The sequence below is a fragment of the Limnobacter sp. genome (assembly GCF_036405155.1).
Taxonomy (GTDB): domain Bacteria; phylum Pseudomonadota; class Gammaproteobacteria; order Burkholderiales; family Burkholderiaceae_B; genus Limnobacter.
In genome coordinates, this window is record NZ_DASWYD010000003.1 from 101,626 (window position 1) to 113,431 (window position 11,806).

Consider the following 11,806-nt stretch of genomic DNA (forward strand, 5'->3'; position numbering starts at 1 on the left):
GTGACAGTAAGAGCGTTTGCCTATTGTTGGGCGATATCCATCAATCTGGGCGCCGCTGCAAGCCGGCTTTTTGTGCGCGCTGCCACATTCAACAGATTAAAAAACAACCCTTGGAGGACAGGATGTCAGCAATTCAGTCAGTCTCGCACGAGACCCGTGTGTTCAACCCCAGCGAAGAATTCAAGCGCCAGGCCAACATCAGTGGCATGGCGGCCTACAAGGCCCTGTGCGACGAAGCCGAACGCGATTTCACCGGCTTTTGGGGCCGCCTGGCCAAGGAGAACCTGAAGTTCTCCAAGCCATTTACACAAGTGCTGGATGAGTCGAACGCGCCGTTTTACAAGTGGTTCACCGGTGGTGAGTTGAACGTGTCGGCCAACTGCCTTGAGAAAAACATCGACGCCGGTTTGGGCGACAAAGTGGCCATCATTTTCGAAGCCGATGGCGGCGAAGTGACCAAGGTGACCTACAAGGAATTGCTGACCCGTGTGAACAAACTGGCCAACGGCCTGAAAAGCCTTGGCGTGAACAAGGGCGACCGGGTTGTGATTTACATGCCCATGAGCATTGAGGGCGTGGCCGCCATGCACGCTTGCGCGCGCATTGGTGCCATCCACTCCGTGGTGTTTGGTGGTTTCTCGGCCAAGGCCTTGCAAGACCGCATTGTGGACACCGGCGCCGTGGCCGTGATTACGGCTGACCAGCAAGTGCGCGGCGGCAAACAATTGCCCCTGAAGACGATTGTGGACGAGGCCCTGAGCCTGGGCGACTGCGACGCCGTGAAAAATGTGATTGTGTACAAGCGCACCGGTGCCGACGTGGGCATGAAAGCCGGCCGTGACCTGTACATGCACGAACTGGCCGACAAGCAAAGCGACCAGTGCGCCCCGGTGATGGTGGACTCTGAACACCCTTTGTTCATTTTGTACACATCGGGCTCAACCGGTAAGCCCAAGGGTGTGCAGCACAGCTCGGCGGGTTACCTGCTGTGGGCATTGCTCACCATGAAGTGGACCTTCGACCTAAAGCCCAACGATGTGTTTTGGTGCACGGCCGATATTGGCTGGGTGACTGGCCACAGTTATATCACCTATGGCCCATTGGCTGCCGGAGCCACACAGATTGTGTTTGAAGGTGTGCCCACATTCCCGAATGCGGGCCGCTTCTGGGACATGATTGCCCGCCACAAGGCCACGATTTTTTACACGGCACCCACGGCCATTCGCTCACTCATCAAGGCCTCGGAAGCCGATGAGAAAGTGCACCCCAAGAGCTACGATTTGTCGAGCCTGCGTTTGATGGGCTCAGTCGGTGAGCCCATCAACCCCGAAGCGTGGATGTGGTATTACAAAAACGTGGGCGGCGAGCGTTGCCCCATTGTGGACACCTTCTGGCAAACCGAAACCGGTGGCCACATGATCACGCCGCTGCCCGGCGCCACACCGCTGGTGCCCGGCTCGTGCACACTGCCGCTGCCCGGCATTATGGCCGCCGTGGTGGATGAAACTGGTGGCGACCTGCCCAACGGTCAAGGTGGTATTTTGGTGGTGAAGCGCCCATGGCCTTCGATGATTCGCACCATTTGGGGCGACCCCGAGCGCTTCAAGAAAAGCTACTTCCCCGAAGAACTGGGTGGCAAGCTGTACCTGGCTGGTGATGGCGCAGTGCGCGACAAAGACAACGGCAACTTCACCATCATGGGCCGCATTGACGACGTGCTGAACGTGTCGGGACACCGCATGGGCACCATGGAAATTGAAAGCTCGCTGGTGGCCAATGAACTGGTGGCCGAGGCTGCTGTGGTGGGCCGCCCAGACGACCTGACCGGCGAAGCGATTGTGGCCTTTGTGGTGTTGAAAGGCGACCGCCCGGCCGACGATGACACCCGCGCCAAACTGGCCAATGAGCTGAAAGGCTGGGTGGGCAAGGACATTGGACCCATCGCCAAGCCCAAAGAAATTCGCTTTGGCGACAACCTGCCCAAAACCCGCTCAGGAAAAATCATGCGCCGCTTGCTGCGCAGCCTGGCCAAGGGTGAGCAGATTACGCAGGACACCTCCACTCTGGAGAACCCGGCGATTCTGGACCAGTTGGGTAAGGCCAACTAAGGCCAACGAAGGTCAACCAAGTTAGTCTCACCGAGAGCACGCCCACACCATGAGCTTCACGCTGAGCTTGACCCGCTTTTTTGCGGTGCTCACGCTCGCGTTCATGGTGTGCATTGGCAGCGCCGCCGTCATGGAGTTGTATGGCGTGGCGCGCCAGTGGATCGGCTACTACTTCATATTTGCCACACTGGGTGCGTATGCAGTCATAGGCCTGCTGAGCCGCACCAGCGACATTCACGAATACTTTGTGGCGTCGCGCACCGTGCCCGGCATATACAACGGCATGGCCACTGCCGCCGACTGGATGAGCGCCGCCTCGTTTTTGGGGGTGGCCGGTACCCTGTTTTACAGCGGCTTTGAGGCGTTGGCGCTGTTGGTGGGCTGGACGGGTGGCTTCGTATTGATTGCCCTGCTGGTGGCACCCTACCTGCGCAAGTTTTCGTATTACACCGTGGGCGATTTTTTGGCCGAACGCTACAGCGGTGACGACGATGGGCGCGTGGTGCGCCTGTTCTGCATTGGAGTGACCATTGCCATTTCCTTTGTGTATGTGATTGCGCAAATTTACGCGGTGGGGCTGATTACCTCGCGCTTTGCGGGTGTGGAGTTTGGCATCGGCGTGTTTTTTGGTTTGGCCGGTGTGCTGGTGTGCTCGTTTTTGGGGGGCATGCGCGCCGTCACCTGGACGGCTGTGGCCCAGTGCATTGTCATGATCATCACCATGTTGTTGATGATTGGTTCGCTGATGACTTTTTCCAGCCGCAACCCCAAACACGATGTGGAGCAGGGCCACAAAGTGGGCTTTGCCGAGTATGTGCGCATTCAGGAAAAGCGCATTTTGAACGACCCCAAAGAAGCCGATGTGCGGCGCATGTACCTGCATGAGGCACAGCGGTATGAATTGCTGATGGATGCCTTGCCCACCTCATGGGTAGAAGGTTACGAAGCCCGCCGCAAAAACCTGGAACTGGCCCGCTACGACGGCTCGACATTTCAGGAAATCAAGAATGCAGAGCGCGTGCTGAACGAATACCCCAAAGACGTGCGCGAAGCCCGCAAGCGGTGGTCACAAGAGCGCCTGCGTCTGCTGGAAAAGGTTAAAACCAGCGTGCCGCATTTTGGTGTGAATGTGGACAAGGGCAAACCCACCGACTGGGCCTCGGCCTTCAGTTTTCTGGCGGTGGCCTTCACCTTGATGTGTGGCACCGTGGCCCTGCCGCATATCATTGTTCGGTTTTTTACCACGCCCAACGCCTCGCAAACCCGGTGGTCGGTGGTGGTGGCCCTGGGCTGCATTTTGCTGGTGTATTTGGCCTCTCCCTGGTTGTCGGTGATTGCCAAAGTGGTGGTGTACGACAATGTGGTGGGGCTGAACTATGCTGATGTGCCCAACTGGATGGCTGCCTGGAGCCGCATCACCCCCGGGCTTGCAGCCATTCAGGACATTAACCAGGACGGCATTGTGCAGTTTGCTGAAATCAGCCTCAGCCCCGACATCATTGTGCTGGTGACCCCGGAAATTGCGGGCCTGCCCTTTTTCCTGTCGGGCCTGATTGCGGCGGGTGGTTTGGCCGCTGCGTTGTCCACAGCCGATGGCTTGTTGATGGCGATTGCCGCCTCGCTGTCGCATGACCTGTATTACAAAATGCTGGACCCCGAAGCCACCTCGCAACGGCGGGTGACGATGTCAAAAATTGCCCTCATGACGGCTGCCTTGCTGGCCGCCTGGGTGACCAGCCTGCAGCCCGGCAATATTGTGCTGCTGGTGGGCGCGGCGTTTGCATTGGCGGCCTCCAGCCTGTTTGTGCCGCTGGTGGCCGGCATTTTTTGGAGCAGGGCCACCCGCAAAGGCGCGTTGTGGGCCATGGGCACCGGTTTTGGTACTTCGGCCACCTATTTGGCCTTGTCCAACAGTAGTTTCATGGGCGTGTTCAATGCCGACCCCGTGACCCTGTGGGGCTTGAGCGGTGTGGCGTCGGGTGCCATCACCGTGCCCCTGAGCGCACTGGCCATGGTGCTGGGTTCGACCATTGACGGGCACAAGCGGGAAATGCCCGACATGATTGTGACCCTGCGCACACCCGAGCGTACCCTCGAAACCAGAGAACCATAGCGCTTTTTGGCAAAAGTTTGCTATACTTGCGGGCTGACCACGCGGAGAGATGGATGAGTGGTTTAAGTCGCACGCCTGGAAAGCGTGTATGGGTTAATAGCCCATCGGGGGTTCGAATCCCCCTCTCTCCGCCAAGAAATTCAACAAAAAGCCCAGTCATTTGACTGGGCTTTTTGCATTTCTGGCGGAGCAGAAGCGAAGTCCCTGCGGACTTCGCCTGGGGGATTCGAAGCTTTTCGCCTGCCAGCGAAAAGCCGGGAGAATCGACACGCCCAGTGACGCGACAGCGGCACGCAGGGGTGGCGTTTCCCCTGTCATTCATCTTCTACTCAACAAACACATTGCAATAGCGCAGGGCGTATTGCCCATTGTTGCCCTTAGCGATGTAAGCCGATGTGTCGACCTTCAGAGTGATCGGAAACAGAGACGCATCTTCGGTGCGAATGGCCTGAAGCAAATTCCACCGGGCTTGTTGCACGGCATTGATGTCTGCCGTTGTAGGCTCAATTCCTTTGAACCGAATCTGGACGGTCTGCTTGCAATTTGGGGCTGCAATTGGAAACTGGTTTTTAGGCACCAGGATTTCGAATTGAGACCAGTTGCGCACAAACGCTTCCAACGTGGTCGGCGCGTCTGCGTTGGTTGTTAGGTTTGATGTGTTGCCGATGACCAAGGCAGGGCCATCCACCCATTGAATGTTGTTAGCGGCGGTTGCTAGGGGGGTGATGCTGGCGAGTATGCCTGCCAGAAAGAGTTGATCGTTGAACATGGGGTGTTAGTTTTTAGAAGGTTCAGTTGGTTATTGATTCACAGTGAATAGGGTTGTTTAGGTGGAATCTTTCCTGGGGGATGGTTACCAATTTTTCATCATCCATTCAGAGCATATCTAAAAACACTATATTGCTTGAAAACAATATATTGTTTACGTACAATATATGAAAGCAATTCCAGTTCTCAAGGCGAAGGAAATTCGAGAAGACGGAACGATTGTCGAAGTGGTTGTGTGGAAGCTACCCGCCCGCCTTGAGCCTTGTACTCATTCCTACAAATATCGCTTGTATTACGGATTGCCCGGCGTGTGCCGAGTGCGATACGACAACGAGTTGGGAAAGGGGGACCATCGACATATCAATGGTCATGAGTTTCCCTATCGATTTCGAGATTTGGAAACGTTGCTGACAGATTTTCAGCATGATATTGAAGCTTGGGGTACTGCTCATGAAAGCGATCATTGATGTAAGTCCGAAAGGCGGTTTGGTGAATAGCCTTCTCAAAACGGCTCGTCAGGTAGATTCGGGTAAAGCAGTGCGTGGTAACTATCACCTGTCATTCGAATCATCGAAGCTGCTGCTGAGCGAGTTAAGTACAGCTAGAATTGCCTTGCTCGAAGACCTGCGGAAAGCGGGCGAACAGTCAATCTATGCCTTGGCCAAACTGGTTGGGCGAAATTATTCAAATGTGCACAGTGATATCAATAAATTGATTGAGCTAGGCCTTGTGCTGAGAACAGAGGATACCAAAAAGGTATTTGTTCCTTTTGATAGCGTGGAAGTTCGGCTCACTCTGTCAGAGGCCAGTCACTGAGCCAACAGGGTTATTAACCATGCCCACATTACATGGAGCCACCTGCATGACTCGCTTGATTTACATCGCTTGCATCGCCTTGTTATCGGTGAATTCAGCAATGGCCCAAGAATTCAAAAAAATGGATTCTCAGTACATGGTCTATTCGGGCTCATTGGGTGATCCCGCAAAGCCCACAAAGAAAGACGCAAAAATTTCAATTGAAATTTCAAGTCAAGCTGCTGAAGATATTTTCAACCAGTTGGGCAGTGATTCAAAAGATACCTGTTTGCAGGACCCTGGCAGTCGCTTTCGCATGAAGTCGGACGGGTCAATTGCCTGCACCTACACCCCCAGCGATGGTTACATCTGCTACATCGGAATTGACCTTAAAAAGGGAAAGCTCATTCCAGGTAGCATCTGCTGACCTGTTGTTTACTGCGCCTCAGTTGGGGTTTTCTGTCCAACTGTATTTTCCATCTTTGAACGTCAACACACCCTCAGCTGCTTCCGTGGCTAATCCCACTCTATTTCCCCGTACACCCTAGATAGAGAACTCTGTGAGACCAGCGCCGCTTACGGTGGATTGCGCATGATTGCAGCCAGCCAACATGAACGCTGCCATGCTGAGGTAAATTAAGGTCTTTGTTGGGGCTAACATTCGTTGGCTCTACACGTTCGCTTGAAAACACACACTCAATCAGTAACCTTTTGACGTTGTTGGTTGCTTCAATCGTAAACAAGGAAGGGACACTGACATGCAAACCATCTTGGGTGCCAACGGGCAAATTGGCCGAGAACTGGCGCGTTGTCTGCACCGCGATTTCACCAGTAAAACGAATGAGACCATTCGCTTGGTGAGCCGCAACCCCAAGCAGGTAAACGGCACCGACGAATTGATGCCCGCCGATTTGATGGATGCTGCGCAAACAGCGCGGGCGGTTGAAGGGTCTAGCGTGGCTTACCTCACCGTGGGTTTACCGATGAACACCGACTTGTGGATTGCCCAATGGCCGGTGATGATGCACAACGTGATTGCCGCCTGTGAGCAGCACAAGGCGAAGTTGGTGTTCTTCGACAACACCTACATGTACCCGCAAACCAGCGAGGTGCAAACTGAAGACTGCCCTTTTCAGCCCAACGGTTTGAAAGGCCAAGTGCGTGCCGAGATTGCGAATGACTTGTTGCAGGCCATGCAAGCGGGCAGGGTAGACGGACTGATTTGCCGCGCACCAGAATTTTATGGACCAGGGCTGACCCAAAGCATTACCAACACCACGGTGATTGAACCGCTGAAAGCCGGTAAAAAAGCCAAAGTGTTTTTGGCGGACGACACATTGCGGACGCTCATTTTTACGCCCGACGCCAGTAGAGCCATGGCTTTGCTTGGCAACACACCTGATGGGTTTGGACAAACCTGGCATTTGCCCTGTGACGACAACCGGCTGACCTACCGCGAGTTTGTTCAACTGGCTGCGAAGACGTTTGGTAAACAGCCCAAGTACACCGTCGTGAAAAAATGGCAGCTTGTTTTGGCTGGCATGTTCAATCAGCAAATTTGTGATGCGGTCGAGTTATTGCCCCGCTATGCGGTGGATAACATTTTTGATTCCAACAAATTCAAACAGCGGTTTCCAGAGTTTGAGGTGACGCCGATTGCGAAGGGGTTGGAGATGTGTTGTGATACCCAGTACTGGCTGGAGGGTTAATGCTGTGGCCTTTCGGATTGCCATATCCACTTTGCTGTTGGCAGCATGCGCTGCTTTGCAGGCTGAGCCCCAAACCATGCAATTAACAGTGAATAAAACAGGCGTGTTGACCCACTTTATATCCAGTGATGAGACAGCCGAAGTGTGCTCCACCTTTACTGTGGATGCTGCGTTGGCGAAGGCGGCCATTGCTGGGTCGGAATTGGTGAGCGAGCGGGTGTATGCGCATGACCTTGATGCGTCTAACTGCAGCGCGACTGGCACCTTAACTTGGAACCGAAAGACTGGTACCTGGACTTTGGACCGCACCGGCAGAATACTGATTGTGTGGTCTGATGGCACGGCGGAGTACCGGTTGTGTAAAAGCTGCCAAGCGCCGTTGTTTGCGGAGTAGTCGAGGTGTACTTAAGCCTGTTTAAATTATGCGACGCTTAAACCCCAAAAAACTTTTGTTGAGCAAATGGACCGCCGTAACTCCTTTGCGCAAAGAAAAGCATTTTATTGTGAGCGGCGTTGTTCCACCTGACGACGATAAACTTCCAGCGGAGCAGTTTGTGCTGGAAGCTGTTTATTCAGGGAATTCGCAGATTATCCACTGGCGTGAACTACTGGACGAAGAGCGATGGATCCAGGGCTGGAAGTGAGTTAACGATCTGCTGTAAGTGATGGATACTCGATTCATTATGTCGATTGGCTGCTTTGGTCGATTTTCGGTCAATGAGAAATTTAGATCAGGTACTGAATGACGGCTTTTCGGCCAAAGCTGCCGCTGGCACCACTCAACTCCGAAGGCAGGCGCGAATCTATCACCGGAATTGAGTTTGACAGGAAACAAAACGACCGCGCGTCGGTAATTTCGAAGTCGTCGAAACTAAATTCGCTTTAACTGGTAGAAGCGAGATTCTTCCGGCGTTGGACGTTCCATGACATACATCACAGTTCCGGCATCGCCGAGCCACATCAAGAACGTCGGTTTTGTCTCGGCACTGAGCAGTGTTGAAATACCAGCCGATTTCGTGATGCCAACCTGTTCGCGAGAAACGGTTCCGCTGATCGTTTGACCGCAGAGTTCGCCCCTATATTCTAAAAAGTATTTCAGCGGCGTGGAGTCAATAGTCCTTGTATCCATGAGCGCGGCGGCAAGAAGTCCGGCTGTCTTGACCTCATATGTGCCATGGGCTACGAAAGATGTCCCATCGATCTGAACTATGACATCGCAGGTGGGGCATTTCCATGCTCCCTGCAATCCGATCGTGAGAGGTTTTATTCGTGCCTGCCCAAAAGATCGGAAGAATTTGCTGACAGCCTTCGCCTTGTCATATACCAAGATTTCCCGCTTTTCTTCATCGTCCACACGGTCACGAATAATACCTAGGGCCTTGTCAACGTTCTTGTGATGGTTAGGGATGCTCAAAGCTTCAGCAAGAATCTGCTTGGCTTCGTCAACAAAGCCAGCGTTCAAAAACTGGTGTGCAAGATTGCTCATGGCGAGTGTTTCGCCGAGGCTAGCAGAATTGCGATACGCCTCGACAGCTTTCACTGGCAATTTCAGTGCTTGAAGCGCGACACCGTAGTTGTTCCATGCAATGGCAGTTCTCGTAGGTTTTTGAATTTGTGAGTAGTGATAAGCAGCTATGTCATCCCGGTCAATAGTTGAGTACTTGTAAGCAAGGGAAAATCGGGTATCGCTGTCAGAGGGATTAAGTTCAAGCTGCCGTTCAAGCAATGCAATTTCCGCATCATCGTCCTTTCGAAGCGCTGCTATCTCCGTTTCGGCGAGTAGAACATCCATCTCACCTTCACCTGCTTCGGCGCTGAGCATCCGGATTTGGCTTACCAATCGATCGGCGTCAACCTTCTTCCCTGCCCTCTCAAGACTTAGGGCAGCTTGGCCATATAGTTCAATTTGGGAGAGAGCCGACTTGGCCTTTCCTGCGATGCTCTGGTAAAGAGACGCAGCTTTACCGTGTTCGTCAAATCGGGCATAGCTTTTTGCGAGACGCTGCGTTACGTTGGTGTTTTCTGGCAATTCAGCTGCAATGGCTTCAAGCCTTGAGAGATCGCCACCACACCCAAGTTGGATACAGATATATTCCTTGTAGGCTGACCATTCCTTTTGAGCTTCAAAAGAAGCCCCAACCTTTGATGCTAGGAACGCCTTGTCGACAAGCTCTTTTGCCTGATCGTTCTTCGTTACGACGCAATGCATCATTGCAAATTCGAAGTTGCTCTGAGCCCACTCAGGCGTGGGTGTAATCCAGTCACTCTCAGATTTCTCGGTCGATTTGGAGAGCTCGGTTGTGCTTGGCGGCAAGGCTGTGGCAGCACCGTTAGTTGGTCGGGGGGTAAGAGAGGCTAGCATTGCCAGCAAAGCGTCGAATGATCGTTCGGGAGCATCTCGGTTTAGCGGAATGTACTCGAGATTTCCTTGTAGCGTACCTGGCGAGCGGATACCTTCCTCGACGAGAAGAATGATGTCCATGCCACGACCGATGGCGAATCCAATTTCCTGGATTATCCAGTCGGACGTCTTCCACACAAGAGCAGTCGTCTCGACTGCCTGTTTCTGTCGAGACAGCCAGCATGATGACAGTGCATTGGAAGTAACGACTAGTTCCTTACGTGTGCAGATGCCAATAAATAGGTTCTTTCCTTCGAATATAGCCAATACCTTTTCGTCAACCGAAATCGGTTCGGGGTGCTTTGCGTGAGTCCATGAAAAGGATGGATGCAACTCGGCTACACGTGATAAGTAATTTAGAACCGAGTTAACAACGACTGCATCGTCCTCGGTGAAGCTATGCCCTACAAATGCATTAATCGATGTCATCACTATCCCCCTTAGTAGGACACATTATGTTGAATTTTCCGAATTGTCGACGATGCAGATGGGAATCTCCACACCGATCTGATCGCGAAGTGGAGTGGCGGCCAGCTGAGCGTCCGGCAATGTCGCGCCTTTCAGGACTAACGTTTTGGACCGGTAACTGTCCCACGATTGTGGCAATCCGAACGACAGCTTTGGCCGAATAGCTGACACTCAACTGCAATACCTCAAGTAGCAGCTCCTGCCGAAATCAGACCCGCATCCTCTTTCGACCGGTAATCTGTTTTTCTGATCCTTGAGTCGTTGGGGCATCACTTCTTTCAAGCAACCAACTGATCGATCTTGATGTGTATTGATGTCGAGTTTGATCCACTGCTCGCAATCACTTGGTCACCCTCAATCCTGTATTCAAACCAGCAGCTCACCTTCGGATTTGACAACACCCTTGGGGTAAAAATGGCTTGAATATCACCATCACAGCGGGCCGATTTGGACAGCAGTCCAGGGTGGCCCTGTTCACTCAAAACCTTGCCAATGGATTGGGTGAGGGTGTAGTCGTTCTTGTCGGTCAGTGCCTTCACCTTTTTGCACGTGGTGCGAAGATCAATCAGCACGGCTTTCAAGTCCACGCTGTAGACCTTGCGTTGCGCAATCCGTCCCTCGGCCCAATGCCCATCCTCATCGACCATGCGTTTGATCCAGTGGTATGCCGTTTCATACACACCCGTCATCAAATCAGAGGCGCCATACCAAACACCAAATTTGCCGGTACTAAACCTGGATTCTTGCCAGTTCTCGAAAGGATAATCAACCGAGTCATTCCAGTCGGCTTCTTCAAAGGGGCGGTGAATGATGGGTTGATGGCTCGCAAAGTGTGGGGGTTTGGCGTATTCTTCAATGGCTTGCGCCATTGCAAAATCTTCCGGATCGGCAATGTCGTCAAACAAGTCCTGGCTTAACACCAAAGAGCAAATGTTGCGGTACACGGTGCCGTCGAAGGCCACATTCTTGGATTGACCGAGAATGGTTTGAGCGTCTGCCATCAGTGACCTCTGGCCCGGTCCAGGTAGGATCTGACCATCAACAAACCTCTAAAGCCGAAGCGATCGATAACCTCTACGGGTGTCAAGCCATCGAACACCAGGTTTCTCTTTTTCATCCAGGCGTAGCAAACCTCTTTTTGTGGGTATAGAAGTCGCAGGTTTTTGTGGATGGCAAACAGGTGGCTTAGCCTCTCAAGGCTGTCCCTGGAGTTGGAGATGGGGTCTCCCTTGCGGTACTTGGCCAACGCTGTGCGGTTGTCTTTGGCCAGCCCCAGCAAAGCGGTGGACTCTTCGGTTTGTAAGCCCCAAAGGTCGAAAAGTTTCATGATCATGACCGCTGCTTTGGAGCGATCAATCTCCGCCTTGGATTCGATTGTGTCGGTCAACATGATCAACCTAGGCTTGTAATATAAGTTGCTTATACTGTAACATATATTGCAAAT

Annotated in this window: 12 protein-coding genes and 1 tRNA gene; 9 read left to right on the top strand and 4 right to left on the bottom strand. The window is 52.9% G+C overall.

The window, feature by feature from the left end; translation table 11 throughout:
- Positions 1 to 122 precede the first annotated feature (122 nt).
- From acs to VGE55_RS02960, 3 genes are all read left to right on the top strand, one after another.
- The gene (gene acs, locus VGE55_RS02950) at positions 123 to 2,108 is read left to right on the top strand and encodes an acetate--CoA ligase (RefSeq protein WP_331130226.1); all 1,986 of its coding nucleotides are present in this window, start codon (positions 123 to 125) and stop codon (positions 2,106 to 2,108) included.
- Between the two features lie 49 nt (positions 2,109 to 2,157).
- Entirely contained in the window at positions 2,158 to 4,221 is a 2,064-nt protein-coding gene (locus tag VGE55_RS02955; RefSeq protein WP_331130227.1) for a VC_2705 family sodium/solute symporter, read from the top strand.
- Between the two features lie 43 nt (positions 4,222 to 4,264).
- Positions 4,265 to 4,355: transfer RNA gene (locus VGE55_RS02960), tRNA-Ser, on the top strand.
- 191 nt (positions 4,356 to 4,546) lie between these two features.
- On the opposite strand, the gene VGE55_RS02965 is transcribed toward VGE55_RS02960, so the two are convergent.
- The gene (locus VGE55_RS02965; RefSeq protein WP_331130228.1) at positions 4,547 to 4,990 is read right to left on the bottom strand and encodes a hypothetical protein; all 444 of its coding nucleotides are present in this window, start codon (positions 4,988 to 4,990) and stop codon (positions 4,547 to 4,549) included.
- 166 nt (positions 4,991 to 5,156) lie between these two features.
- Here VGE55_RS02965 and VGE55_RS02970 point away from each other — a divergent pair, with 166 nt between their 5' ends.
- From VGE55_RS02970 to VGE55_RS02995, 6 genes are all read left to right on the top strand, one after another.
- Positions 5,157 to 5,456, top strand: coding sequence for a toxin-antitoxin system TumE family protein (locus VGE55_RS02970; protein ID WP_331130229.1), 300 nt, complete (start codon positions 5,157 to 5,159; stop codon positions 5,454 to 5,456).
- A complete protein-coding gene (locus VGE55_RS02975; RefSeq protein WP_331130230.1) occupies positions 5,440 to 5,805 on the top strand; it encodes a hypothetical protein in 366 nt (121 codons plus the stop codon). The genes VGE55_RS02970 and VGE55_RS02975 overlap by 17 nt, the downstream gene beginning before the upstream one ends.
- Before the next feature lie 46 nt (positions 5,806 to 5,851).
- The gene (locus VGE55_RS02980) at positions 5,852 to 6,211 is read left to right on the top strand and encodes a hypothetical protein (RefSeq protein WP_331130231.1); all 360 of its coding nucleotides are present in this window, start codon (positions 5,852 to 5,854) and stop codon (positions 6,209 to 6,211) included.
- Positions 6,212 to 6,542: 331 nt separating this feature from the next.
- On the top strand, positions 6,543 to 7,493 hold the full coding sequence (locus tag VGE55_RS02985; RefSeq protein WP_331130232.1) for an NAD-dependent epimerase/dehydratase family protein: 951 nt from the start codon (positions 6,543 to 6,545) through the stop codon (positions 7,491 to 7,493).
- A 4-nt stretch (positions 7,494 to 7,497) separates the two neighbouring features.
- Positions 7,498 to 7,887, top strand: coding sequence for a hypothetical protein (locus VGE55_RS02990; RefSeq protein ID WP_331130233.1), 390 nt, complete (start codon positions 7,498 to 7,500; stop codon positions 7,885 to 7,887).
- A 58-nt stretch (positions 7,888 to 7,945) separates the two neighbouring features.
- Entirely contained in the window at positions 7,946 to 8,137 is a 192-nt protein-coding gene (locus tag VGE55_RS02995) for a TIGR02450 family Trp-rich protein (protein WP_331130234.1), read from the top strand.
- 227 nt (positions 8,138 to 8,364) lie between these two features.
- On the opposite strand, the gene VGE55_RS03000 is transcribed toward VGE55_RS02995, so the two are convergent.
- The 3 genes from VGE55_RS03000 to VGE55_RS03010 form a co-directional block, all read right to left on the bottom strand.
- Entirely contained in the window at positions 8,365 to 10,323 is a 1,959-nt protein-coding gene (locus VGE55_RS03000) for a hypothetical protein (protein WP_331130235.1), read from the bottom strand.
- Between the two features lie 317 nt (positions 10,324 to 10,640).
- Complete coding sequence (locus VGE55_RS03005; RefSeq protein ID WP_331130236.1) at positions 10,641 to 11,363, bottom strand: RES family NAD+ phosphorylase; 723 nt, start codon at positions 11,361 to 11,363, stop codon at positions 10,641 to 10,643.
- Positions 11,363 to 11,752, bottom strand: a complete 390-nt coding sequence (locus tag VGE55_RS03010) for an MbcA/ParS/Xre antitoxin family protein (protein WP_331130237.1) — start codon at positions 11,750 to 11,752, stop codon at positions 11,363 to 11,365. Before VGE55_RS03010 ends, VGE55_RS03005 begins: the two co-directional genes overlap by 1 nt.
- Positions 11,753 to 11,806 lie beyond the last annotated feature (54 nt).